At 42.9% G+C, this 25,576-nt stretch carries 18 protein-coding genes; 12 read left to right on the top strand and 6 right to left on the bottom strand.

The genetic code is table 11. From position 1 onward, the window contains the following. Positions 1-2 precede the first annotated feature (2 nt). From BLT41_RS05430 to BLT41_RS05405, 6 genes are all read left to right on the top strand, one after another. Positions 3-1,496 carry a monovalent cation/H+ antiporter subunit D family protein gene (locus BLT41_RS05430; RefSeq protein ID WP_092159107.1) on the top strand — a complete coding sequence of 498 codons (1,494 nt, stop codon included), beginning with the start codon at positions 3-5 and terminating at the stop codon, positions 1,494-1,496. Between the two features lie 12 nt (positions 1,497-1,508). Further along, the gene (locus BLT41_RS05425; protein ID WP_092159105.1) at positions 1,509-1,769 is read left to right on the top strand and encodes a hypothetical protein; all 261 of its coding nucleotides are present in this window, start codon (positions 1,509-1,511) and stop codon (positions 1,767-1,769) included. Then, positions 1,759-3,531 carry a Na(+)/H(+) antiporter subunit D gene (locus BLT41_RS05420; protein WP_092159103.1) on the top strand — a complete coding sequence of 591 codons (1,773 nt, stop codon included), beginning with the start codon at positions 1,759-1,761 and terminating at the stop codon, positions 3,529-3,531. The genes BLT41_RS05425 and BLT41_RS05420 overlap by 11 nt, the downstream gene beginning before the upstream one ends. A gap of 15 nt (positions 3,532-3,546) precedes the next feature. Then, on the top strand, positions 3,547-5,082 hold the full coding sequence (locus BLT41_RS05415) for a complex I subunit 4 family protein (RefSeq protein ID WP_092159101.1): 1,536 nt from the start codon (positions 3,547-3,549) through the stop codon (positions 5,080-5,082). An 18-nt stretch (positions 5,083-5,100) separates the two neighbouring features. Continuing rightward, complete coding sequence (locus tag BLT41_RS05410; protein WP_092159099.1) at positions 5,101-6,525, top strand: NADH-quinone oxidoreductase subunit N; 1,425 nt, start codon at positions 5,101-5,103, stop codon at positions 6,523-6,525. Positions 6,526-6,688: 163 nt separating this feature from the next. Further along, positions 6,689-8,167 (top strand): MFS transporter, encoded by a 1,479-nt coding sequence (locus BLT41_RS05405; RefSeq protein WP_211477651.1) that lies wholly within the window; start codon positions 6,689-6,691, stop codon positions 8,165-8,167. Positions 8,168-8,210: 43 nt separating this feature from the next. Here the strand turns inward: BLT41_RS05405 and BLT41_RS05400 are convergent, their stop codons facing one another. Further along, complete coding sequence (locus tag BLT41_RS05400) at positions 8,211-8,663, bottom strand: MarR family winged helix-turn-helix transcriptional regulator (protein ID WP_092159097.1); 453 nt, start codon at positions 8,661-8,663, stop codon at positions 8,211-8,213. 1 nt (position 8,664) lies between these two features. After that, on the bottom strand, positions 8,665-9,159 hold the full coding sequence (locus BLT41_RS05395; protein ID WP_092159095.1) for a methyltransferase family protein: 495 nt from the start codon (positions 9,157-9,159) through the stop codon (positions 8,665-8,667). A gap of 243 nt (positions 9,160-9,402) precedes the next feature. Here BLT41_RS05395 and BLT41_RS05390 point away from each other — a divergent pair, with 243 nt between their 5' ends. Continuing rightward, complete coding sequence (locus BLT41_RS05390; RefSeq protein ID WP_092159093.1) at positions 9,403-10,011, top strand: type I restriction enzyme HsdR N-terminal domain-containing protein; 609 nt, start codon at positions 9,403-9,405, stop codon at positions 10,009-10,011. A 104-nt stretch (positions 10,012-10,115) separates the two neighbouring features. Here the strand turns inward: BLT41_RS05390 and BLT41_RS05385 are convergent, their stop codons facing one another. Both BLT41_RS05385 and BLT41_RS17410 read right to left on the bottom strand, forming a co-directional pair. Next, the gene (locus BLT41_RS05385) at positions 10,116-11,714 is read right to left on the bottom strand and encodes a sodium:solute symporter family protein (protein ID WP_092159091.1); all 1,599 of its coding nucleotides are present in this window, start codon (positions 11,712-11,714) and stop codon (positions 10,116-10,118) included. Then, positions 11,715-11,870 carry a symporter small accessory protein gene (locus BLT41_RS17410; protein ID WP_170830311.1) on the bottom strand — a complete coding sequence of 52 codons (156 nt, stop codon included), beginning with the start codon at positions 11,868-11,870 and terminating at the stop codon, positions 11,715-11,717. A 576-nt stretch (positions 11,871-12,446) separates the two neighbouring features. Between BLT41_RS17410 and gdhA the strand changes: the two genes are divergently transcribed. Both gdhA and BLT41_RS05375 read left to right on the top strand, forming a co-directional pair. Beyond that, a complete protein-coding gene (gene gdhA / locus BLT41_RS05380) occupies positions 12,447-13,793 on the top strand; it encodes an NADP-specific glutamate dehydrogenase (RefSeq protein ID WP_092159089.1) in 1,347 nt (448 codons plus the stop codon). A gap of 101 nt (positions 13,794-13,894) precedes the next feature. Further along, on the top strand, positions 13,895-16,879 hold the full coding sequence (locus BLT41_RS05375) for a PEP/pyruvate-binding domain-containing protein (RefSeq protein ID WP_092159087.1): 2,985 nt from the start codon (positions 13,895-13,897) through the stop codon (positions 16,877-16,879). Between the two features lie 98 nt (positions 16,880-16,977). Here the strand turns inward: BLT41_RS05375 and BLT41_RS05370 are convergent, their stop codons facing one another. Together BLT41_RS05370 and BLT41_RS05365 are read right to left on the bottom strand one after the other, a co-directional pair. Beyond that, on the bottom strand, positions 16,978-20,064 hold the full coding sequence (locus BLT41_RS05370; protein WP_092159085.1) for an efflux RND transporter permease subunit: 3,087 nt from the start codon (positions 20,062-20,064) through the stop codon (positions 16,978-16,980). A 2-nt stretch (positions 20,065-20,066) separates the two neighbouring features. After that, positions 20,067-21,284 carry an efflux RND transporter periplasmic adaptor subunit gene (locus BLT41_RS05365; protein WP_092159083.1) on the bottom strand — a complete coding sequence of 406 codons (1,218 nt, stop codon included), beginning with the start codon at positions 21,282-21,284 and terminating at the stop codon, positions 20,067-20,069. A gap of 244 nt (positions 21,285-21,528) precedes the next feature. Here BLT41_RS05365 and BLT41_RS05360 point away from each other — a divergent pair, with 244 nt between their 5' ends. The 3 genes from BLT41_RS05360 to BLT41_RS05350 all read left to right on the top strand — a co-directional run bounded on the left by BLT41_RS05360 (position 21,529) and on the right by BLT41_RS05350 (position 25,543). After that, complete coding sequence (locus tag BLT41_RS05360) at positions 21,529-23,331, top strand: DAK2 domain-containing protein (RefSeq protein WP_092159081.1); 1,803 nt, start codon at positions 21,529-21,531, stop codon at positions 23,329-23,331. Between the two features lie 611 nt (positions 23,332-23,942). Further along, positions 23,943-24,671: an amino acid ABC transporter ATP-binding protein gene (locus tag BLT41_RS05355; protein ID WP_092159079.1), complete on the top strand. Its 729-nt coding sequence runs from the start codon at positions 23,943-23,945 to the stop codon at positions 24,669-24,671. 56 nt (positions 24,672-24,727) lie between these two features. After that, positions 24,728-25,543, top strand: a complete 816-nt coding sequence (locus tag BLT41_RS05350; RefSeq protein ID WP_092159077.1) for an ABC transporter substrate-binding protein — start codon at positions 24,728-24,730, stop codon at positions 25,541-25,543. The last annotated feature ends 33 nt before the right edge of the window (positions 25,544-25,576 follow it).

Below are 25,576 nucleotides of genomic sequence, written 5' to 3'. Positions count from 1 at the left end.
ATATGACAGTTAGCAATGAATTCATCAACAGTACTCGTATGCTCATTCCGTTGGCAATTACCATGGCTGCGCCGATCCTGATCTGGCTGTTTCGTGAAAATGAAAATAGACGTGAAGCCGTTTCAGTTTGGGCCGGAGTATTAGCATTTATTTCCGTTTTATCCATGGTGCCGGCAGTTCTTGAAGGGACAATAAGAGAATATACGCTCTTCACCATTATGCCGGGCATAAATGTTTCTTTCGCCGCTGACGGACTGGCGTTTGTCTTTGCTCTGGTAGCTTCACTTCTGTGGATATTCGCTACCAGTTACAACATCGGTTACATGAGAACTCTTAATGAACACGCGCAGACCAGATATTATTTCTGTTTTGCCGTTGCGATTTTCGGAGCGCTCGGTGTTGCCTTTTCCGCTAATATTTTCACATTGTACCTTTTCTATGAAGTCATTTCAGTATTCACTTACCCTCTTGTAGCTCATCATCAGGATGATGCTTCTTTCAGCGGGGCAAGAAAGTACATGATCTACCTCATGGGTACATCAAAACTGTTTTTCCTTCCGGCAATGGTTCTTACCTATGTGCTGGCGGGAACTCTTGATTTCAATATCGGGAATATTCAGCAGGGGATCTTTCCTGCGGACGCAAACCCGACTCTCGTAACAATTACTTATGTTCTTTATATTGCCGGTCTTGCAAAGGCTGCCCTGATGCCGCTGCATAACTGGTTACCATCGGCGATGGTTGCTCCGACTCCCGTATCAGCTCTGCTGCACGCAGTAGCAGTTGTTAAGGCCGGTGTGTTCTCTGTTTCACGCGTAATCCTTTCAGGGTTCGGTGTGGATCTTATGGACAAGCTGGGACTTGGGATGCCTACCGCATATCTTGCAGCGTTCACCATTATTACCGCTTCACTTATTGCACTAACTAAAGATGATATTAAGGCTCGATTGGCATATTCAACAGTCAGTCAGCTTTCATACATCATTATCGGTGTTTCAATGCTGACGCCGGAAGCGGTTCAGGGTGGGTTGATGCATATTGCCCATCATGCCTTTTCAAAGATCACATTGTTCTTTGGAGCAGGGGCAATTTTTGTGGCAACAAATCTTAGGCTGATCAGCAAAATGGATGGACTTGGGCGACGAATGCCGTGGACTTTCGGGGCATTTGCCATTGCGTCATTATCTATGATCGGGGTTCCACCCGTCTGTGGTTTTGCAACTAAATGGTATCTGGTCAAAGGGGCTGTAACTATTGGCGAATGGGGACTTTTAATTGCACTTTTAGCAAGTACTCTGCTGAATGCCGGATATTTCGCTCCTATTATATATAGAGCGTTTTTTAAAGCTCCGGCTGAGGGTGCGAATATCGAGCAGTATAATGAAGCTCCGCTCACGATGGTTATTCCGCTATTTACTACGGCATTGATCTCCGTCTGGCTGGGCCTTTATCCCCAGACGTTTTTACAGTTTATTAACGTCTTCGGAAAATTTTAAGGAGCGTTAGGCATGAATAGCAGTTTAGGAAACTGGTTTGAAACCCAGCGCACAAAGAATCTCACAACATGGAAATGGGCATTTATTGTTTTCCTTGTTGTATTAGTGGTATTGAACGTCTTCATTCATCCACACCATCCTGAGTATGTTTATGATAAATATACTGGATTCTGGGCATTATTCGCCCTTGTAGTCTCAGTGGGAATGGTTTTTATGATGAAGGTTATTGTACAACCTTTCCTTGTGGGACCGGAGGAAGATGATGGAAATTAACGGATTTCTTCATCCGGCTGTCGCCTTTATAGCTCTGGCTATGGCGTTGCCTTTTTTCAGGGGACAACACTGGAAATGGCTGCTTCTTGTCCCGCCCATTATTGCTATTGCGGTTGTATTCACCGCAACAATGGGTAGTTTCGGGGTTATTCCTTATCTTGGAAACACCCTTATTCTGGGCAGAGTAGATAAGCTTTCACTGGTGTTTGCGAATGTTTTTGCCATCCAATCTTTGATAGGTATGATTTATGCCTTTCATCTGAAAGATAAAGCGCATCATGCGTCAGCGGCATTATATGTCGCGGGAGCATTCGGTTGTGTATTTGCCGGAGATTATCTGACTCTCTTTATCTTCTGGGAACTGATGGCTGTAGCCTCGACATTCCTTATCTGGCTGCATCGCACTAAAACTTCAAGCGCAGCCGGTTACAGATATTTTCTGTTCCACATGCTCGGCGGGCTGTTCCTGCTTGGCGGATTGCTGCTTAGATATCATGAAATCGGTACATTCGCGTTTCTACCTGTCGATCCATCGGCAGTTCAGTATTACGACTGGCTGATTCTAATAGGATTTTGTGTAAACGCCGCAGTTGTTCCTCTGCATGCGTGGCTGCCGGATGCTTATCCTGAAGCTACCATCCCGGGCGCGGTTTTCATGTGTGCGTTTACAACAAAAACGGCAGTTTATGTACTGGCAAGAGGGTTCTCCGGTGTATATGTACTCGCGATTGCCGGAACATTTATGGCGGTCTACGGAGTGCTTTACGCGTCCATGGAGAACAATGCGCGCAGGATTTTATCCTATCACATTGTCTCTCAGGTCGGGTACATGGTGGCCGGTATCGGCATCGGTACTGCATTGTGTTTGAACGGAGCTATCGCTCATGCTTACGCACATATCCTTTATAAAGGGCTGCTCTTCATGAGTGTCGGAACAATCCTCTTCGCAGTGGGAACGGCAGATCTTGATAAGCTTGGCGGTCTGGTCGGTAAGCTTCCATGGCTGGTCATACTCTATATGGTCGGGGCGGTTTCCATTTCGGGAATGCCGTTCTTCAATGGGTTTATCAGTAAAACCATGACCATCACTGGTGCGGCTGAGTCTCATAATACATTAATTGCGATAGGGCTTGAAATTGCCGCGGTCGGTACGTTCCTTTCGGTGGGTATTAAGTTGCCGTACTTTGCTTTCTTTCATAAGCCGGCAAAGACAGAACTTAAGCTTAATCCGATTCCTAAGAATATGTACGTAGCCATGGCAATTGCAGCGACACTTTGTTTCGCACAGGGTGTTTATCCGCAGATGCTTTATTCACTGCTTCCATTCCCTGTGGAATATACTCCTTACACTCCATGGCACTTGTTGCAGTCAGCAATGCTGCTTGCATTCACAGGCGCAGGATTCTGGATCATGAGAAAGGTTATTGTACCTCATCATGGCAGAAACCTAGATTTCGATAAGCTTTACAGGTGGATCGGAAATACCGGAATTAAAGTTGTATGTCGTCCTGTCGCATGGGTGGATTCAGTCTGGACCACTGTTTACAGAGTGATCGGACTTAGAGCTCTTATGGACTTCGCTGACGGATCATCATGGTTCGACCGCAAAGGGATTGATACGGTTGTGGATGGAACTGCTTACACGGTAAGAAATATCGGCAGGACCGGTGCTAAGATACAAACCGGACGAATACAGGATTACCTTGGTATGGCTGTATTTTTCGCGCTGTGTATCTACGGACTTGTCTGGTACTTTGGATAAATTGGAGAGATCTAAATGCAAGAAGTAGCTTATCCGGTTCTGACCAGCCTCGTATTCTTCCCGCTTTTGGCGGCCTTCGGACTGTTTTTCTTCCGGGGGGATTCTGCGGTACGGATTTATACGCTGATTGTGTCAGTCATAGAACTCATGCTTTCTTTCCCTCTTTTCACTAACTTTAAACTAGGCTCGGCAGAGTTTCAGTTTGTGGAAAGAATACAGTGGGTGAAGCAATGGGATATTGAATATTATTTAGGAACGGACGGCATCAGTTTCCTTATGGTTATACTGACCATCGCTGTTCTTCCCTTATGTGTGCTCTGTTCGTGGAGCTATATACAAACAAGGGTTAAAGAATTTCACTTCTGTCTGTTGTTTATGACAGCGGCCTGTGTGGGAGTCTTTACCTCTCTTGATCTGGTTTTATTCTATGTGTTCTGGGAAGCGATGCTGATACCTATGTATCTGCTCATCGCTGTATGGGGCGGACCGGAGAAGAAATATGCTTCTCTCAAGTTCTTCCTTTACACACTTGCAGGTAGTGCTCTGCTTCTGGTTGCTATTGTTGCATTCAGAGTTGTGGGCGGAACATTTGCAATACCAGAGCTGATGGAAAAAACATTCTCATTCGGCTTCCAGTTCTGGGCTTTTCTGGCTCTTGCCTTGGCATTCGCAATCAAGGTTCCCATGTTTCCTTTTCATACATGGTTACCAGCCGCGCACGTTCAGGCTCCGACAGCAGGTTCAGTTATTCTGGCGTCAGTTCTGCTTAAAATGGGAACTTACGGTTTCCTAAGATTCAATCTGCCGTTAACACCGGCAGCGAGTGAATATTTTGCTCCTATGATGATCGCGTTTTCCATAGCTTCAATAATCTATGGCGGAGCGGTTGCACTGGGACAAAATGATATTAAAAAAGTTATTGCTTACTCTTCTGTGAGTCATATGGGTTTTGTAACTCTGGGTATTTTCCTTTTCAACCTTCGCGGGCTTGAAGGGGCGCTTTTCCAGATGCTTAACCATGGTATCGTAACCGGTGGTCTCTTTATGATGATCGGGGCGATTTATGAACGCAGTCACAGTAGAGATATTTACGACAACCTAGGTCTTGGAAAATATATGCCTGCATATATGGGATTCTGGGGACTGTTCGCACTGTCTTCATTCGGTTTCCCCGGAACCAACAGTTTCGTCGGTGAAATGTTGGTTTTCATCGGAGCCTTTGAGAAGAGCCCATGGATCGGAGCTATGATTGTTCCCGGTGCTATGATTGCCGCCGCTTACATGCTTCGTATTTCGCTCAAGCTTGCATGGGGCAGACCTTCAACCTGGAAAGGCTGGAAGGATTTAAATCTGCGTGAGTGGACTTATCTTGCGATTCCGGCTGTGTTTGTCTTTTATATAGGCCTTGCTCCTGGACTCACATTCAGAGTTATGGATGCCTCTCTTATTAAGTTGCAGAATGATGTCCATACCAAGGCTCAGGCTGTCAATATTGAAGATGAGAGACCGTTGGAAATGGCTTGGAACTCCATCAAGAACATAGTCAAATAAACAACTGGAGAGACTGAAGTGACTTTCAATCCGAATCTGATTTTACCGGAAATCTACCAGTTTCTTGTTATTGCCGTGCTTTTTATTCAAAGCATAGGCACCGCCAAGATGCGTGTTAAAGTCGGGCCGTGGCTTCCAATGGCTGCAGCTTTAGGCGTGGTGGTTGCGGTTGTGTCTGTTGGAGCGCAAGGTCTTGTTTTCTGGGATTCATATCGTGTTGACCATTTATCCCAGTTTTTTAAGGCCGCCATTGCCATAGGGTTTTTTATAACGGTTCTCAATGCTTCACGTCAGCCTACTCTGGATAAAGAAAAGACCGTAGATTACTTTCTGTTCCTCGCGCTCAGTGCATGGGGACTTATGCTCTTATCTTCCGGAGTAGAACTTATTACTATGTATCTCGCTTTGGAGCTTTCCTCTTACAGCCTTTACGCACTTATTGCTGTGCGGGCTAAGAGTAAAGATGCTGCCGAAGCCGGTATTAAATACATTCTGTTCGGAGCAGTGGCTACAGCCCTTGCTTTGTATGGATTCTCTTACATCTTGGCAGGAATGCACACCACTTACCTTAGTGAATTGGTCAAGGCGGATTGGAGCTTTGCAGCTTCTCCGATGGCTGTCACAGGTATGGCGTTGTTCCTTGCCGGAATGTTTTACAAGCTCGCATTGTTTCCGTTTCATTTCTGGTGTCCTGATGTTTATGAGGGCGCAAGCAATGAAACCGCAGCGTTTGTTGCAACTCTGCCTAAGCTAGGTGCAATTGTTGTTTTGATCCGTCTGGCTACAATGTTTAAGCCCGGCTACGATATAACAACCATGCTGGCAGTGCTTGGCGCGCTGTCCATGACATTCGGTAACCTTGCCGCGCTGGTGCAGACCGACGTAAAAAGGATTCTCGGTTATTCGTCTGTCGCTCATGCCGGTTACATTATGATCGGTCTGGTTTCAGGAACTCCCGAAGGTCTGGCTGCCGCAAGCTTTTATGCTTTGGCATATGTAGCAATGAACCTGACTTGTTTCTGGGTAGTCAGCAGAGTAGCTGTTGATGGTCGTAATCTGAAACTTAAGGATTTGGACGGGCTGCACAAACGTGCTCCTGCTCTTGCCTTTGCGCTTGCGGTCGGAGCTTTTGCTCTCGTAGGTTTGCCACCGATGGCAGGGTTTATGGGTAAGCTGTTCCTCTTCTCCGCAGGTTGGAATCACGGTTACAACTGGCTGATCATCATTGCGGGTCTTAACACCGCGATTTCGATCTATTACTACTTAGGTCTTGTTCGCCATGCTTATACCAAGGATGCCGAGGATGATGTTCCGTTGCCTGATACCTCACCATTCAGTCTTGTAGGCGCAGGTCTGCTTTCCGTGCTGGTACTGGCTTTAGGACTTATGCCTTCAGGTGTCTTTGATTTAGCTTTAAGCGCCGGAGGATCACTCCTGCCATAAAAGGCAAGTGATTGAATTGGATTATTATCCTCCGTACATCTGATGGTGTACGGAGGATTTCTTTTAATTAAATTAATGTAAATGTGGATGCAACGGGACAATTGTTCTCCCTGATGATACAGAAGTCATTGTATTGATATAAATTTATTAGGGAGCAGTGTTTATGTCTAAAGTTGACGGGGTTGATAAAGCCGTTGCTAGAACTGTTCAGGATTATATTGATGAAACGCCTTATTGGGCCGATGGTACACTTGCTCCGTCATCTCCTATGACCGCTATGCAATGGAGAATATGGGTTCTGGCTTCTGCAGGTAAATTTTTCGAAGGACTCGTGGTTTTCATGACCGGAGTTGCTCTTCCTCTTATTGTCCGTGAATTTGGTCTTGGAGCTTTTGAGAAAGGAGCTGTGAGCGCCGCCTCATTATTTGGAATTTTGGTAGGAGCATTTGCTCTAGGAAATCTTGCGGATCATTATGGCCGAAAAAGAATGTTTATCATTGAGATGGTTCTTTTTGCAATTTGTTTGATTTTTCTCATTTGCAGTACGAATTATACCATGCTGGTCATTTTCCTTTTCGGTGTCGGGCTTGCACTTGGTTGCGATTATCCCACTGCCCATATGATTATTTCTGAAAGTATTCCCAGTATTGATCGCGGCAGGCTTGTACTCAGCGCTTTTGCTTTTCAGGCAGTCGGTGCATTATTCGGAACAGCAATCGGGTATCTAATTTTATATAAAAATCCTGAACTGGGTGCTTGGCGCTGGATGTACGCCACTGCAATAATTCCAGCTATTTTTGTTGTTATCGGAAGGTTTCATATTCCCGACAGTGGGCACTGGCTTGTGTCTAAGGGGCGGAGAAAAGAAGCGGAAGATGCCTTAATGCGATTATTGTATCGTAAACCCAAATATCCACCGTTTATTAAATTGGCTGTTCCTAAAACCACAGACAGCAATGGTGATAAAGTAACTCCCGGAACTTATTTAGATTTATTCCGTGGAAAAAACATCAAAGCAACCATTCTTGCGTCCGTTCCATGGTTTATTCAGGATTTGAGTACATATGGTATTGGAATTTTCACGCCGACAATTCTCGGTTCAGTTATCGGCGCAACATCTGTTTATCCAAGAAATGTTGCTGACCTTATTCAAAATGATATGATCGCCGCGAAGGGTGCGGCCTTTATTGATGTGCTTCTGATTGTAGGCGTCATTTGCGCGGTAATGCTTGCTGATAAAGTAGGAAGAATTAAACTGCAGGTGTTCGGGTTTATCGGCTGTGCAGCAGGGTTGTTTCTAGCTACTCTTTCGATGGGGGCGGGACCAGAAATGAAGATAGTTTATCTGTTCAGCGGTTTTATGTTGTTCAGTTTCATGACTAACATCGGTCCAAATGCCATTACTTATCTTATTGCCGGTGAAGTTTTTCCCACAAAAATAAGAGGGAAAGGGGCCGGGTTTGCGGCCTCCATTGCAAAGATTGGAGCTGTTATTACAGCTTTTTTCTTTCCTTTTCTGCTTAAGGATTTAGGCACAGAAATAATATTGTACTTTCTGGTCGGCTGTTCACTTCTCGGGGCAGTGGTAACTTGGTTTTTCAGAATAGAAACAAGCGGCATGAATCTGGAAGATCTTGAATAATATTCTTTTTGTCACAAGATATTCATTACTATGCCTGTATCTTTCACGTGTTCTTTTTATTTATTTTCACCCGGATGGACGCAAGCAACTCGTAGGCCGCCTTGACTTTGGTTGCGTCCATATCAGGTAGTTTTTTCTGGATGATGGCCTCTTCATTTTCGCGGACCTGATTCAATACATCGCGGCCATGTTCGGTAAGTTTCAGCAGCTTTGAACGCTTGTGGCGCGGGTTTTCCTGAAACTCAATCATATTTTGTTTTTCTAGCTCATTGATCGCAGTCTGCACAAACTGGCGCGATATTTTCATGGCATAGGCGATGTCCGGGACGGTTGCCTGACCAAGTTCTAAAAGTGTGTTTGCCAGCCTGACTTGAGAGGTGCGCATACCCGCTTTTTCATGAACTTCGTCCACCACTTCGGACAAAGTTGATTGCAGGTTGAATATCTCTTTGAATAAAGTGTGTAAATTAGCGCCTGAAGCGTTTTTTTCAATCATGTTAAAGCCATTTACGTACGTATTTGCAATATGTTTTAAATTCTGCGCCAAAAGTTCTGAGAAGGTATGCTTCTTCTTTGGGGATTACATAGAATGAAAGATACAGAGTCATCGGTAAGGCGGAAACTAGCATCCACACACTGTCGACGGCAATCCCTAATCCCAAAAGTATGGCAATAAATCCTACATACATTGGGTTGCGGCTGTATTGGTGCGCTCCATCTGTTACCAATTGTGACGCCGGCATGTCAGTGGGTACGTTGACTCCCAGAGATTTGAAACGGGCATGTCCCCACATCATGAAAGATATACCAGCCGCTATGATGATTATGCCGGTAATTAACAAGGCTAACCAGTTTTCGGGCATAATCTGCCACGTGAAAAAAATGTTAAGTGTGATGCCACTGATCAGACAGCAGAAGAAAATGGATGGCGGCATTATTTTTACGCCGGCTGAGTCAGTTTCAGGAACGTTAGGGATGGCTTGCTTTTTCATTGTAATCTCCTTGGTGTGTGTTTTAAGTAATATGTCAGAATGACAATCTAGTTGTCAATACGTAAATTAGGTTGTCAATAATAAAAGTTTTAACTGATTTGTTTTCTTATTTTTTTTATTTGTAATTACTCTTGATCAGGATGAGTTTTTTTTGTGGGGATGGTTGCAATAGAACAAAATATGCTTATATATATTAGTAATGTGAATTTAATTTAGCTGTGAAAATATATTATGGAGGCTGGAATGCACGAAGTCAGTATGGGCGGAACTCTCAGAGATTATTTAAGCGGAGAGGAAATAGTTGAGACGACTTACGAAGAATTCAGGCAGACTCTGGCTAAGATTCTTGTTGAAGAGCACGGCTACCCTAAGGAATCTCTAAAAGCTAAAGTAGACCTGTGTTTTAATATTGACGGTGAAGAAATGTGCCGGACTATTGATCTGGTTATATATGACACAGCAGGGGCCCCGATTCTCATGGTAATGTTCTGTGCCGGAGATGTGGGGAGTTATGAGCGTGAAGCCGTCTGTGCCGGCAAGCTTCTTCAAGGTGGACCTGTTCCATACGTAATCATAAGTGATTCAATGGATGCTTTTTTGTTAGATGCCATTTCAGGTAAAACGATTGCTCACGGTATGAGATCCGTCCCTGATTACAAAGAGCTTCTTTCTATGGTTGAAGGGTATAAAAGAGAACCCTTGCCCGCAGAAAGAAGGGCGAAGATTGAAAGAATTTTTTATACTTATACTGGATTTTTACAAGGCACATGTTGCAGTGACTCTTGTTCCTTGCCTCCAATTAGAAAAGTTGAATTGAAGAAAATGCCTAAAGGTAAAAGTATGAAAAAGTAAGACAATTATTTTATACTTTATACAAAAAAGGTCCGAATTTTTGCTGATGCAGAAATTCGGACCTTTTTTGTTACATTAATTTAGAGAAGATAGGATCTTAAAGCTTATATGTTGCTCCAGCAAAGCTTCAGATGTTCTTTGTCTATTTTGGTAGTAATGAATGAGACTCCAATTGCTAAAAGGAGAGATATCGGAAGAGCTACCACGTTGGGGTCGACCCATTGAAGCAACCATATCCATGAGCCTTTTGTCGCATTGGTGACGAGAGTCGGCTGACCGAATAATGTCTGGCAAAGACCTATCGGCACTGCTTCTTTAGCGTGAACAAAAAGCAGCCAGAACATTGAGGCACTGAATCCACCGACTAAAGATACTTTTGCGGCTTTCTTTGTCATTCCTTTCCAGTAAAGGCCCAGAAGATAAATAGGCAGGAAGGACGCGGCACATAGGCCGAAGAAGAACGCAGTAGCTCTTGCAATGATGGACGGAGGAAGAACCCATGCCCATGCAATAGCGGCAAGGAGCGTTATGGATACACCTATGCGGGTGATTTTAACTGATTTTTCACTGGAAACTTTAACGAATCTTTCAAAAAAGTCTCGTCCCAGTGCTGTTCCGCCTACGTGGTACTGAGATGAAAGGGTAGACATACCCGCAGCAAGCATTGCTAGTAGGAAGAGTGATGAGAACCACGGAGGCATCATCTGTTCAATATACATTGGAATAATTTTATCCATGTTGCCGCCTGCTACGGCAATGGATATTTTTCCGACAGATTTGTAAAAAACCGCATTAGAAAGTGCTCCGACAGTAAAAGCAACACCTGTCATCAGCGGAATAAAAATACCGCCGTAAAGAACTGCACGATTAAGTTCGCGGTCGGAAGGAACGGTCATAAATCTTACTGCAAGCTGTGGCTGAGCCAGAACACCGACACCTACACCGTAAACGATGGTGGTGTATATTACGAGCCAGAGCGGGGTGCCGAATCTGGTTCCTTGCGTCCAGCCGATCATGCCGCCTTTCACAAGTTTTTCCGGCATCAGATTAACCATGTCAGTAAGAGCCTGATGCGCTTCAGTCACGCCGCCGAGCATTACGTATGTTGAAATGACAAGTATGAGCATCATTACCGCCATAATAACTCCCTGAAAAGCATCAGTATACATTACAGCTTTCATGCCGCCTGTAACAACGTACAGGGCAAGGATAAGACTGATTATGATCAATGCCGCTCCGTAAGGAATGCCGAATGAAATCTCCATCATACGTGAAATCCCAATGAGGACAGCTGCCGCATAGATGGGAATGAATAGAAAAATAATTCCGCCGGCAAAACCTTGAATAAATCTTGAATCGTAACGTCTGCCGAGCAGCTCGGGAAAGGTGTGACTTTCGAGGGCAAGTCCCATGCGTCGGGTTCTTTTGCCAAAGAATACCATCGCAATAAAAACTCCTATGACAATTGTGGCAAGTGTGAGCCATAGAAGTGGAAAACCGAACAATCCCGCCGCTCCGCCGAAGCCGATGATGGCAGAAGTGGAAACAAACGTTGCTCCGTAAGACATTGCCATGATGAAAGGATTCATCTGTCTGCCTGCAAGCATATAATCTGTGGACTTTTTGGTAGACTGCCAGCCCTTGAATCCGAGGTAGAAAATTACTGCGAGGTATATGACGATAATTACTATTTTGGTGATCATCTATTTATCCTCAGCCTTTATATCAATTACTTTCGCAGTAGCATCCGGCTTACCTTTTTTATTCCAGTTGATAATGCCGTAAGCAACGCAGCCAAGCGCTGCCAGCAAGCAAAGCCAAAAAACTAATACTATCTCAATACTTCCTAAACCTAACATCAGACACCTCCAAAATGTTAATTTTGTAAAAACAGGATTGTTTTTAAAAAAATCCCAGTTGGGGCAGCAAGCTTTCGGTGGGCTGGAGACAAAAAAAAGGCCGCCAGCGTTAAGCTGCGGCCTTGTGTGAAACTCTTTTATTTGCTTTTACGCGAGTGAACACCACCAGGCCACAGGGCTGGTAAATATAAAATAAGAATAAAAGAAAAATATGGGTAGCTGGGTGTTCATTGACTTTATTAGTAATTGAGCAATTACTTTTTGTCAATGTGCTGGTTTTAATTTCGATAAATGTGTAATGGGGATAGGGAGCTATCAAGCCGATTGAGTAAATTGTCTAAATAATGCGACTTGTTGGTTATATGATGAAAAGTTAAGTGGTTGTTATTAATGTTTTTAATGATTAATACTGAGTGAGGGATAGCTGTTACGTAAATGTAAAAATAATAATAATAAATTTAGTCTTTTTTTCAAAAGATGTATGGACTTAGCACGTTAGTGATGAAATAAATAAAATAATTTTATGAGCTGAGTTCTTTTTTATCAACGTTCAAGGATTATGAGGAGGCTTTAAGAATGGATATATTGGAATTGATTAAAAACAGAGATCCTAATGAAAGAGAATTTCATCAGGCTGTAAGCGAAGTCGTGGATTCTATCAAACCTGTTTTGGATCGTAATCCTGAGTACCGCAGTGCACGTATTCTTGAACGTATTGTTGAACCTGAACGTGTAATAATGTTTCGCGTTCCCTGGGTTGATGATGATGGCGATGTGCATGTTAACCGCGGTTTTAGAATTGAGATGAACAGTGCAATCGGACCTTATAAAGGCGGTCTTAGATTTCACCCTTCAGTCAATCTCGGAATCTTGAAATTTCTTGCTTTTGAACAGGTATTTAAAAACTCACTTACTTCTCTCCCTATGGGTGGCGGTAAGGGCGGATCTGACTTTGACCCTAAAGGCAAATCAGATATGGAAGTTATGCGCTTTTGTCAGAGTTTTATGATGGAACTATGCCGTCATATCGGTCCTGATACTGATGTCCCTGCTGGAGATATCGGAGTCGGCGCTCGTGAGATCGGTTTCCTTTTCGGTATGTATAAAAAAATCCGTAATGAGTTTACCGGTGTTTTGACTGGTAAAGGTCTTAATTGGGGCGGTAGTTTGGTTCGTCCTGAAGCAACTGGTTACGGCGCTGTTTATTTTGCAGCTGAAATGCTTGATACCAAAAGTAAGACTTTAGACGGGACGACCAGTCTTGTTTCCGGTTCTGGGAACGTTGCTCAGTTTGCCATGGAAAAACTCATTCAACTGGGAAGCAAAGCCATAACTTTCTCTGATTCTTCCGGTTATATTTATGATGAAAAAGGCGTTGATCGTGAGAAACTTGATTTCATCATGAATCTTAAGAACGTCCGGCGTGGACGCGTCAGCGAATATGCCGATAAATATCCGGAAGCAGTATATACTCCGGTTAATCCTGACGCTGGTTTTAATCCTCTCTGGAATCATAAGGCAGATTGTGCTTTCCCTTGTGCCACTCAGAATGAAATTAATGATAAAGATGCCGCACATATGGTAGCAAATAAAGTTAAAGTCCTTTCTGAAGGTGCCAATATGCCTACTACTCCTGACGGTGTAGAATTATTCCTTAATAATGGACTGCTTTACGGTCCTGGAAAGGCGGCTAATGCCGGTGGTGTTTCTGTTTCAGGGCTTGAAATGAGCCAGAACAGCATGCGCCTTGGCTGGTCGAGAGAAGAAGTAGATCAGAGACTCAAGGCTATTATGAAGAATGTTCATAAGACTTGTAAAGAAACAGCTGATCAATACGGCACACCTTTTAATTATGTAAATGGTGCTAACATTGCCGGTTTCGTAAAAGTTGCGGATGCAATGCTTGATCAAGGTATTGTATAGTTAATTATTGTTTTTTAGTATAATTACACCCTAAGGGCGGATTGCGTTTTTCGCTTTTCGCCCTTTTTTAATGAAATAATTTTAATTCGGGTGGGAATTTTATGGAAAGCAGGTTGATGTTTACTGGTAATCAAGGGCGAAAGTTCAGTCTTTATCATGACCTTATGAAAATAAAGGTCAAAGAGATTCTTTTGATTTCCAGCCCATATGATGCCTGGGTTATGGAGGAAGACAGTAAGATTTCCGAAAGAATAGTCAGTGAATACCGGGGGCTTAATCTCAGCCGTCCGCCACGTCTTACATGGGTCTCAAATATTGATGAGGCCCTTGAAATTCTGGAGTCTGATTCGTTTGATTTAGTTATTATTATGCCACATCTCTCAAACATGGATTGCTTTGATATGGGGTTGAGAATTAAGGAAAAAGTTCCCGGAATTCCTGTAGCATTGCTTAGCCACAGGCAGGTCGAAGTTGCTGAAGGCGGGGTGCTCGGGGGTGTTGACAGGCAGTTCGTCTGGTCTGGAGATGCAGAATTGTTGGTAGCGATGGTCAAAAATCTTGAGGACTTGCTTAATGTTGAGCATGATACGTTGTCAGTCGGAATCAGGGTAATTATTGTTGTTGAAGACTCACCTCGTTATTTAGCTTCATTTCTGCCTATTTTATATAAGGAACTTGTAAGACAGACTCAGGCTCTCCTTGAAGAAGGACTTAATTCTGAACATCGTCTTTTAACCATGCGCGCCCGTCCTAAAATTATTACAGCGCAAACATATGAAGAAGCTTTAGAACTTTTCAAAAAGTATGGGCCGTATATTCTCGGTGTTATTTCTGATGTCAGATTTCCTAGAAATGGCAAGTTGGACGGAAGTGCAGGCATTGATTTATTGAAAGAGATTAAAGTTAACAGGGAAGATATTCCGTTGCTTCTAGCCAGTAACGAACCTGCAAATGAATCTAGGGCCGTAGAAATACCTGCTTATTTTGTTGATAAAAACTCACCGGATTTGATGTCTGAAGTTCGGAATTTTGTGACAGAGCATCTTGGTTTCGGTGACTTTGTTTTCAGAGATCTTGAAGAAAATGAAATAGCCAGAGCATCCAGTTTATATTCTTTAGAAAAAACACTCCGCAATATTCCTCACGATATTTTCATAAGGCACTGTGAAAGAAATGATTTTTCACGTTGGTTTTATGCCAGAACAGAGATCAGGCTTGCTAATAAAATCAGACCTTTAAAAGATAAAGATTTTCCAAATATCGAAGCTCATCGACAGTACATGATGTCTCTTATTGCCGCTCGTCGTACACGTCGTCAGCAGGGCGTGATTGTTTCATTTAATCCTAAGGATTTTGATCCGCAGACGGAGTTCTTGAAAATAGGCTCAGGTTCACTCGGTGGAAAGGCAAGGGGGTTGGCTTTTATTCAGTCGATGCTGAATCGTAATTCATGGATACATGAAAAGCATTCAGAAATGAAAATAATTGCTCCGAAGACCCTGACTATCGGAACATCCGGGTTTGATGATTTTATGGAAATGAACAGTCTGTTTTATCTCGCTTCTGCTGATATTGACGATAAGCAGGTCGCGCAGCTCTTTTCAGATGCTTTCTTTCCCGGTTGGATTGAAGCGCAGCTCTGGGCATATTTGAAGGAAGTTAAGTATCCACTCTCAGTTCGTTCATCCAGTTTACTTGAGGATGCTCAGTATCAGGCATATGCCGGACTTTACAGCACATACATGATCCCAAATGATAATGCGGATTTGGAAAAAAGGCTTGAGCAACTGGTCAGCGCAATTAAACTTGTGTGGGCTTCTACCTATTACAGGGCTCCTAAATCTTTTTCTCAGCGAGTTAATCAGCGCACTGACGAAGAAAAAATGGGCGTAATTATTCAGCAGGTTGCAGGGCAGCAGTATGGGGATTATTTCTTTCCAGCCATTTCAGGGGTGGGGCAATCTTATAATTATTACCCTTTCGGAAAGATGAAACCTGAACACGGTGTCGCAACTATAGCTATGGGAATAGGTAAATCCGTTGTGGATGGTGAGCAGTGTATTAGATTCTCACCTCGTTACCCTAATATTCTACCTCAATGCCCAACATTAGCCGATTCACTTAAAAATGCTCAGACTCGTTTTTACGGGCTTAAACTGGATCGAGGTCAGGATATAGATATTCACGGGGATGCAAATTTAGAAAGGTTAAATATTGCTGATTTTGAAGATATTCCGCCCGTAAGGATGCTCGCTTCAACGTATCAGGCGCAAGAGGGCAGAATCAGAGATACTGCGGCTATTCCGGGACCGAAAATAATTTTGTTTGCACCTGTTTTGAAACACAAATCAATACCTCTATCAGCCGTTTTAAAGGATGTACTTCTTATTGCTGAAAAAGGTATGGGCGGTCCTGTTGAGGCAGAGTTTTGTATAAATATGTATGAGGACGGCCGGTTACCTGAGTTTAATCTTCTTCAACTAAGGCCCATGAGTGCCAGAGCTGATCTTAATCAGGTTAACATTACTGATGAAGATTTAAAAAGTGCAGTGTGCATCTCAAATCATGCTTTGGGAAATGCTGAAAAAAATGACGTTGAGGATATCTTGTTAGTTCGGCCGGACTCATTTGATGTTGCAAAAACCCGTGAGATTGCGATGGAAATTTCTAAGATGAACGGGAAACTAGTTGCGATGAAACGTAAATATATTCTTTCCGGGCCGGGCCGGTGGGGTTCAGCTGACCACTGGCTGGGTATTCCTGTTGAATGGCCCGATATTTCAGGAGTTTCGGCAATTGTTGAAACGTCTACTGAAACTCTTAAAGTAGAGCCGTCGCAGGGATCACATTTCTTTCATAATATCACAACGCTGGGCATTAATTATTTTATGGTTTCTGATAAAGAAGATAATTTTATGAACTGGGAATGGTTTGCAAAACAGCCTGTAATTGAAGAAGGAAAATTTGTAAGTCATTTAAGAGTACCTGTGTCGATGGTTCTTAAAGTGGATGGCAGAAGTTCGCAGGGAGTGATTCTTCCGGCAAAGGGAAGCAGTGATTATTGTTTGCTTGGTAAAGGGGATTAACTGGAAATTTGTTTTTTGCAGAGTTGATAATAGTAGAAGCGGGGAAAGTCATAATGACTTTCCCCGCTTATTTTTTAATGTCTGTTTTTAGATCTTACTTACTTGTCGTGTTTATGCGGGATTCCCAAAAGATCACGCTTGGCTCTGCCGCGTTCATACAACCATTTCTGGAAGGTATCCATGTATGTGTAGAATACTGGTGTCAGGTAGAGTGTTACAACCTGTGAGAGTATAAGTCCGCCGACGATTGCAAGCCCCATCGGCTGTCTGGCTTCCGCGCCTGCGCCTAATCCCAGAGCGATAGGCATGGCTCCTGCGATTGCAGCAACAGTTGTCATCATGATCGGTCTGAACCTTTCAAGTGATCCTTTTATTGCCGCTTCTTCAGGAGACAGGTTCTCTGCTTCCTCCGCTTCAAGGGCAAAGTCGACAACCATAATTGCGTTTTTCTTAACAATACCGATCAGCATGATAATACCTACGATTCCGAAGAGGTCGAGGTCCTTGCCGAACAGTGTCAGGGTTAAAAGTCCCCCGATGGCTGCCGAAGGAAGACCTGAGATAATCGTGATCGGTTGTATCCAGCTTTCATAAAGAATGCCCAGAATTATGAAGATGATGAATATAGCAATGATCAACAGGAAGAATACACTGCTCATTGATTTCTGGAATTCATCAGCTGTTCCTTCAAAGTTTGAAACGACTGTGTCCGGTAAAGTGTCCAGAGCCAGTGCGTTGATTGCTGTTGTTGCGTCGCTCAGTGAAAATCCGGGAGCAATATTAAATGAATAGGTTACAGACGGCAGCATACCGGTATGGTTAACCTGCATCGGCCCCGGTTTTTCTTCAAAAGTGGCAATATTATCAAGGCGGACAAGTTGCCCGTCTTTGTTGGCAATATACAACTTCATGAGATCTCTTGGATCTTTTTTATTGGATGGAATAACTTCTAGAATAACCCAGTACTGATCTGTGTCGCCGTAAATTGTGGAGACCTTTCGTTCTGAGTAAGCGGAGTTAAGGGTGTTTTCGATGTCGTGAGCGGTAACTCCGTAATATGAGGCTTTGTCTCTGTCTATTTTTACCCATAATTCAGGATTGTTATCTAACAGGTCTGAGTTAACTCCGGTCAGGAAAGGGATTTGATGCAAAGCCATTTCAAATTTGGGAGCTATTTCAAAAAGTTCCATCTGGTCGGGAGCTTGAATGGTATACTGATACAAATTCTTTGAAGTTTTAGCCGTAAGCCTGATCATGGGTGGATTCTGAATCCAGACCATAATTCCCGGGTTCTGATTTAGTTTTTGCATTAAAGAGCGTGCAACTTCATCCGCGCTCATTTTGCGGTCATGCGGTTCGACAAGCATCGGGAAAATGTAACCCTGATTAAGAACCGGTGCCCCTGCAACAATAATGACATGTTTTATGTTTTCGTCCGCTGCCAGTATAGGCTCAAGTCCTTTGATATGCTCCTTCATGGAATTGTATGAAATACCCTGCTTGCTTTGTGCAAAACCCTGACAGTAACTCATGTCATCTGTGGGCAGAAATCCTTTCGGAATAACCATAAAGAAGTGGATAGTTGCAAGCAGAATTAGTCCTGCGGCGCCCATCGTCATACGGCGATGACGCATGACAAAATGAAGCGAGCGCTCATAATTGCGCAGTAGGAAGTCATTAAGTTTATCAGATCCGGAAAGTTTGCTGCCCGGTTTAAGAAGTCTGCTTGCGAGCATCGGTGTCAAAGTCAGCGAAACCACGCCCGAGGCAAGGATTGCAACTGTGATTGTCATGGCGAATTCATGTAGAATGCGGCCGATAATACCGGACATGTACATTAGCGGGATAAAAACTACCGATAATGACAACGTCATCGAAACAATGGTGAAGGTTATTTGCTTGGCTCCTTCAAGAGCCGCGTAATATGGCTTTTTACCCATCTCCAGATGTCGGACAACGTTTTCGATCATGACGACAGCATCATCGACGACAAATCCGACTGAGAGTGTGAGTGCAAGCAGTGACAGGGTATCCAGTGAATACCCCAGTACGTACATTATTGCGAAGGTGAAAACAATTGAGACTGGGACCGCCACTGCGGCAATAAGTGTTGCAGATATATTTCTGAGAAAAAAGTAAATAACACAGATAACGAAGAAAACAGCCAGCAGCAGGGTAACCTGAACATCATCAACAGCTTCTTTAATTGGGATTGAACGGTCATAAAGAACGTCCATATCTATTCCGGCAGGAATCTGCTGACGAATGGTCGGAAGCATCCCTAAAATAGTTTTACATACTTGAATGGTATTTGAACCCGGCTGTTTCTGGATTGCAATAATAACGGCTCGTTTGCCGTTAACCCATGATCCGGATTTATCGTCTTTAATAGAGTTTACTACAGTTCCGACATCTGAGAGACGTACTGTCCTGCCGTCTTTAGATTCGAAAATCATCGGTAAAAAATCTTCAGCGGTTTTCAGCTGTCCTGTGGCTTCAATTGTTACGGATTGGAGTTTGTTGTCTAATGTTCCTACAGGTTCTTTTACATTTTGCTCGGCAACAGCCTGACGTACTGTATCAATATTAATGCCTCTGGCGGCGAGCTTTTCGGGATCAACACGAACCCTTACTGCAAGCTTTGATTCTCCGTAGATGACAACTTTAGATACGCCGTTAACCATAGAAATGGTGTCGGTAAGAAATGTTGTGACATATTCATTTACCTTATAAATAGGCATAGAATCGGACCACAATGCCATATAGAGAATAGGATCATCAGCCGGATTTACTTTCTCATAGTAAGGTTGCTGAGGCAGATCAGACGGCAAATCTCCACTGGCGCGTGAAATCGCAGCTTGAGTATCGGAAGCCGCTCCGTCAATGTTGCGGTCCAGATCAAACTGAAGTGTTACAAGGGTTTTCCCGAGAGAGTTGATGGAACTCATGCTGCGGAGGCCCGGCATTGATGTAAATTGCTTTTCAAGCGGGGTGGCTACGGACGCAGCCATTGTTGACGGACTTGCTCCGGGAAGTGTTGCCGTTACCTGAAGTGTAGGAAATTCTACAGCGGGAAGGTAACTGACAGGTAATTTAAAATAGCCGACAATTCCAAAAAAAACCATGGCAATGACCACAAGGACGGTCATAACCGGGCGTTTAATAAATAGTTCTGTTACATTCATAGCTACTCACCGGTTCCGGCAGTTTTGCCAGTCGAATTGTCAGTTGAGTTGCCCTTTGAGCTACCAGTCGAGTTTGTGTTTCCAGTGGAATTTGTACTGCCGTCTTTTACTTTGACGACAGCTCCGGGGAAAAGTCTCAGCTGACCATCAGTAATAATTGTCTGACCATCTTTAAGGCCGGACGTAACTATATCAAGTTTACCTGATCTGCGATTTATATCGACATGTTGCATTTCAACCGTTTTATTCTGGTGCATAATCCAGACAAACTTTCCGTTAGGTCCGTCGCATGTTGCTTGCATGGGGATTCGCACTACATTTTCTTCAAACAGTTTTAGCCTGATATCAACGTAGTTACCCGGCCAGAGTGTGCGTTTTTTGTTTGGAAAAGTTGCCTGCATCCAGACTGTTCCGGTCTTGGTATCAACGTTATTGTCGATGAATGTCAGTGAACCTTCGGCAGGGACAGGATTTCCTTCACTGATAGCCAGAACACTGAGTGTGCCGTTAGCAGCGTATTTTTGCACTTCTACCAAATATTTTTGAGGGAGGTAAAAGTTTACCGCTATAGGAAAAATCTGGTTGATGATGACAAGTTCATCTTTGTTTTCTTCAATGAGATTGCCGGCTGTGGGAAAGATGTATCCGGCAAGACCATTGATGGGAGATTTGATAAAACAGTAATTGAGATCGTTTTTAGCATTAACAAGTTTTGCTTCAGTCACAGCGATTGAATCACTGGCAGTTTTCATTTCTAAACGTTTCTGTTCGAAATCTTCGGAACTTACAACTTTACGCCTGACAAGGTCACGGTAGCGATCATAATCTCGTTTTGCTTGTTTATACTTTGTAATGTCAGAAGCACGCTCGGCTTTATATTGACGGATACTGGCTTCAAACTGAGTAGGGTCCATAGTGAACATTTGCTGACCGGCAGTAACAAAGTCTCCGTTTGCTATTGAGATCTTGCTCAAATAGCCGGTGATTCTGGAACGAACCGTGATAGTGTTGATAGCCTTAACAGTACCGATTGCAGTAAGGTAGTATGGAGTTGGTTTTTGTTCCGCATTAGCTATTGTAACTGGTGCAGGAGGGATTTCTCGTACTGTTTCTTTATTATTTCCACAGCCTTGTGCAACAAATCCTGTGCTGATTATCAAAGTTATATGTATAAAGTGTATAAATATATTTTTTAATTTTAATAAGTTGTTTGAAATCATAGGAATTTGCTCCTTGCGCATGGTATAATTTTCTTTTCTAGTACCCTAACTGATTAAAACTTAAATGACTATTTTTTTTAATTGCTCTCTAAAAGATAAATTTAAAAACGCTGATAAATTTATTTATATAATAACTTGATCAGAAGTTGTTTTGCATGCAAATACTAGCCGTAACTTTATTTAGAAAGTTATATAAACTTGTTCTTTTTAAAAAAAAACCAATAAAATAAAGATAAAATATATAATGCAATTAGAAAATATCACTAGAATTCAGTATGTTGACGGGGTGCGGTTTAGAAGGGGCGTAGTTGCAGCCGCAAGTCGTCTTATTGCGAATTCTCCGCATCTGGATGCAATCAATGTTTTTCCAGTTCCAGATGGTGATACCGGTGCGAATATGGCCGGAACTATGCGCAGTATTGTGCGTTCTTCTGGAGATTCTCTGGAGAAATCTCTTGAGAAGATGAGTGCCTTGATTGCTGAGTCTGCTCTGAATGGTGCAAAGGGTAATTCCGGAGCCATCTTGGCGCAATTTCTTTGTGGTTTTGCTGAAGGCGTGAAGGATATGCCGAGGCTTTCTCCTTCTGATTTTGCTCGGGTAGCATCTCTTGCCGCCCGTCGTTCCTGTGAGGCTATTTCTGATCCCAAAGATGGAACAATAATAAGTGTTATCAGGGATTGGGCTGCTCATCTTAGTTCTAAGAGTCATGAATATAAAGATTTTCATGAACTTCTTTCTGATTCATTGCATTATGCTCAGAAGTCAGTGAAAGCTACGACTGAAAAATTGGCTGAGCTTAAATCAGCTGGGGTTGTCGATGCCGGAGCGTTGGGTTTTGTGTACCTTCTTGAGGGAATTGTTGATTTTCTCGAAAATGGTAAAATTGAGAAAAGCGTTATTCCTGATTCAGCTCCATTATATAATGTAGAAGGCGTTCAAAGTAAGGTTGCTGTTGATAAGCTGGACTTCAGATATTGCACAGAATTTCTTCTTAAAGGGTCAGATATTGACAAAAGATCAGTACGTGATGCTATTTCCGGTATGGGTGACAGCCTTATTGTCGCAGGATTGCCGGATTGTGTAAAAATTCATATTCATACTAATGATCCTGATGCTGTAGAAGACATAGTTTCCGGCTTTGCAAGGGTGGATAAGCGTAAGGTTGACGATATGCTGGTTCAGCATAAACGTTTACTTGCAGATGCATGTAAAGTCGGAATTGTAACAGACAGCACTTGTGATATTCCGGCTGAGCTTATTGCTGAATATGATATCCGGGTAGCCCCGCTCAGGCTTACAATTGACGGTCAGGAGTATATTGATCACGTTACCCTGACTCCTGAAGATTTTTATAAAATGCTTCCCAAAGCGGAAAAAGCACTTACCTCGCAGCCTTCTCCCGGTGATATGAAAAGAGTTTATGCAAGAGCTTGTGCTGATTACGAAAATGTCGTTTCTTTACATGTTGCCAAGGTTTTAAGTGGAACTTACCAGAATGCGCTTACTGTCAGCAAAGATTATGAAAATGTGTCAGCTTTTGATGGCAAGCAATTGACTGTCGCTCTAGGGCTTTCTGTTTTAGAGGCTGCGCGTGCGGCTCAAAGAGGGGCATCTGTAGCTGAAGTTTCAAAAATAGCTAAAAAAGCCATTGATAATGTAAGAATTTTTGTCACTCTTGATACGCTTGATTATGCTGTCAGAGGCGGCAGGGTCAGCAAAGGTCAGGGATTGATTGCCAAGGCTTTAAATATTAAGCCTATTCTGGCTTTTGAAGGTGAAGGGCATCCTCGTACTGTTGCCAAATCTTTTGGTTATAAACGGCAGGAAGCTGCCTTAGTCAGGCTTGTTAGTGAAAATTTTTATGGCAAGAGTAATTTGCGTTACGCCATAGCCCATGCCGCCGCACCTGAAGTCGCCCGTAAGTTTGTTCGCATCATTAAACGGGAGTTCGGGGTTGATCCCGTCTTTATTACCGAAGCATCTCCTGTGCTCGGCCTGCACAGCGGTCCGGGTGCATGCGCGGTTGCATTGCTTGCTGACGATTAAAATCATGTCTTTCGTGCTGTGAAGTTTGCCTGTCTTCAGGCTGTTGTAAACTCAAAGTCCGAAACTTAGTTCGCAAATGCGTGCTTGAGTTTCGGACTTTTTTGTTTGTTACAAACTTGGTTAATGTCACTGTTAATGTATTAATAGTTATGGTGATTTGAGCTGCCTAAGTGTTTTTTTGTCTTAAATAACGCCTTAATTCCTAGTATTTGAAAAAAAAATTGAAATTTAGTTAAAAAATATGTGTCGTATTTTATTAAATTATCTTTTTTGTAGATTTCATAAAAGTCTATAAGTCTTATTGTTATACTTGTGATCACGTCAGTAACCGTTGTTGTATCCCATTAAATAAGAATATATTATTCTGAATTTAATAGGTCGTTTCAGATTTACTGCCCAAAAAGCAAGACCCTTAATTTGTTTATACATAAATGGAAAACAGAGCCATTTTCTTGACTTTTGTTCGTTTTGAGATATGACTATTGTTCTTTCTTGAATTCTGAAAGTTTGTATTTAGGATTCAAAAAAAGGTTGCTGAAATTAAAATACCTCTCTTTAAATAGTAGCCTGTCTTGAATTGATAACCAGTACGGACGTTGGAGTTAAGCTATATGCCGATGATTGAAATTAAGAATCTTCACAAATGGTATGGAGATTTTCACGTACTTAAAGGTATTAATGATCATGTAGATAAAGGTGAAGTACTTGTTATCTGCGGCCCTAGCGGGTCTGGGAAAAGTACATTCATCCGCTGTATAAACAGGCTGGAAGACTACCAGAAAGGTACCATCACCTTTGATGGAACAGACATTCTTGACAAGAGTGTCAATATTAACGAATTGCGTGCCGAAATAGGCATCGTTTTTCAGCAGTTTAATCTTTACCCCCACCTTACTGTTCTAAATAATGTAACTCTTGCTCCGCAGAAGGTGCGCAATACTCCGCGCGCCGAAGCAGAAGAAACAGCTCTTAAGTTGCTAGAAAGAGTAGGCATTCATGATCAGGCTCATAAATATCCAGCAGAATTGTCCGGCGGACAGCAACAGCGTGTCGCAATTGCAAGAGCTTTGGCAATGAAGCCTAAAGCTATGCTTTTTGATGAGCCTACATCTGCGCTTGACCCTGAGATGATCAACGAAGTTTTGAATGTTATGAAAGACCTTGCCCGTGAAGGAATGACCATGCTCTGCGTTACGCATGAGATGGGTTTTGCCCGCGAAGTGGCAGATCGAGTTATATTTATGGATGGTGGTGAAGTTATTGAGCAGGCTCCTCCCGAGGAGTTTTTCAAGAATCCGCGCCATGATAGGACTAAATTATTTTTGAAGGAGATATTGTAGCCGTTTACTTTGTCGACGGCATGGGGAAAACCTTAAAAAATGTTCTAGGAGGATCTATGAGAAGACTTTCAATCATGGTTGCCATGGTTTTGGCTATGGCTCTTTGCGCTTCTACCGCTTTTGCAGACAAATTGCAGGAAGTAAAAGACCGCGGAGTTCTTATCTGCGGTGTTAAAGATGCAGTTGTTCCTTTTGGTTACATTGATGAAACCACAAAGAAACTTGTCGGTATGGACATTGATGTTTGTAATTACATCGCAAAACAGCTTGGTGTGAAAACAGAGTTCAAACCAGTAACATCCTCTACACGTATTGCTATGCTTGCTCAGGGTTCAATTGACCTTGCTGCAGCTACAATGACTCATAAGATTGCTCGTGATGATACCATTGATTTCAGTATCACTTATTTCATGGATGGCCAGAAACTTCTCGTAAAGAAAGGTTCCGGCATCAAATCCGCAGCAGATCTTAAAGGTCAGAAAATCGGTACTGCGAAAGGTTCTACTTCCGAGCAGAACATCCTAGCAGCACAGCCTGATTGTAAAGTTCTTTCTTTTGAAGGTTACCCACAGGCTTTCCTTGCTCTCAAGCAGGGTAAAGTTAAAGCTGTAACTACTGATTCTACTATTCTTCTTGGCCTTAAAAACTCTGATCCTAATCCATCTAATTGGGAAATCGTTGGAGATTTCATTTCTCCAGAGCCTTATGGACTCGGTCTTCCTGAAAACGAATCTAACTTCCGTGACGCTGTAAACTTTGCTCTTATTGAAATGTGGAAGAGCGGCGATTATAAAAAAATCTACGACAGGTGGTTCGGTGCTGACACAAAATACGCACTGCCTTTGACTTGGCAGATGGAAATTTGGCCTTAGCCGGTTAGGTTACTAAGGTTGTATTGATTAGCA

The sequence above is a fragment of the Maridesulfovibrio ferrireducens genome (genome assembly GCF_900101105.1).
Lineage (GTDB): Bacteria > Desulfobacterota > Desulfovibrionia > Desulfovibrionales > Desulfovibrionaceae > Maridesulfovibrio > Maridesulfovibrio ferrireducens.
The sequence above is the reverse complement of the archived record's forward strand: the minus strand, read 5'-3'. Positions and strand labels throughout refer to the sequence as shown.

Bases quoted from the DNA above. Each gene is read 5' to 3' on its own strand.
- BLT41_RS05420 (WP_092159103.1), top strand. From the start codon at position 1,759: ATGGAAATTAACGGATTTCTTCATCCGGCTGTCGCCTTTATAGCTCTG.
- BLT41_RS05375 (WP_092159087.1), top strand. From the start codon at position 13,895: ATGGAAAGCAGGTTGATGTTTACTGGTAATCAAGGGCGAAAGTTCAGT.
- BLT41_RS05405 (WP_211477651.1), top strand. From the start codon at position 6,689: ATGTCTAAAGTTGACGGGGTTGATAAAGCCGTTGCTAGAACTGTTCAG.
- BLT41_RS05350 (WP_092159077.1), top strand. From the start codon at position 24,728: ATGAGAAGACTTTCAATCATGGTTGCCATGGTTTTGGCTATGGCTCTT.
- BLT41_RS05360 (WP_092159081.1), top strand. From the start codon at position 21,529: ATGCAATTAGAAAATATCACTAGAATTCAGTATGTTGACGGGGTGCGG.
- BLT41_RS05390 (WP_092159093.1), top strand. From the start codon at position 9,403: ATGCACGAAGTCAGTATGGGCGGAACTCTCAGAGATTATTTAAGCGGA.
- BLT41_RS05400 (WP_092159097.1), bottom strand. From the start codon at position 8,663: ATGATTGAAAAAAACGCTTCAGGCGCTAATTTACACACTTTATTCAAA.
- BLT41_RS05365 (WP_092159083.1), bottom strand. From the start codon at position 21,284: ATGATTTCAAACAACTTATTAAAATTAAAAAATATATTTATACACTTT.
- BLT41_RS05395 (WP_092159095.1), bottom strand. From the start codon at position 9,159: ATGAAAAAGCAAGCCATCCCTAACGTTCCTGAAACTGACTCAGCCGGC.
- BLT41_RS05385 (WP_092159091.1), bottom strand. From the start codon at position 11,714: ATGATCACCAAAATAGTAATTATCGTCATATACCTCGCAGTAATTTTC.
- gdhA (WP_092159089.1), top strand. From the start codon at position 12,447: ATGGATATATTGGAATTGATTAAAAACAGAGATCCTAATGAAAGAGAA.
- BLT41_RS05355 (WP_092159079.1), top strand. From the start codon at position 23,943: ATGCCGATGATTGAAATTAAGAATCTTCACAAATGGTATGGAGATTTT.
- BLT41_RS05370 (WP_092159085.1), bottom strand. From the start codon at position 20,064: ATGAATGTAACAGAACTATTTATTAAACGCCCGGTTATGACCGTCCTT.
- BLT41_RS05425 (WP_092159105.1), top strand. From the start codon at position 1,509: ATGAATAGCAGTTTAGGAAACTGGTTTGAAACCCAGCGCACAAAGAAT.
- BLT41_RS05415 (WP_092159101.1), top strand. From the start codon at position 3,547: ATGCAAGAAGTAGCTTATCCGGTTCTGACCAGCCTCGTATTCTTCCCG.
- BLT41_RS05430 (WP_092159107.1), top strand. From the start codon at position 3: ATGACAGTTAGCAATGAATTCATCAACAGTACTCGTATGCTCATTCCG.
- BLT41_RS17410 (WP_170830311.1), bottom strand. From the start codon at position 11,870: ATGTTAGGTTTAGGAAGTATTGAGATAGTATTAGTTTTTTGGCTTTGC.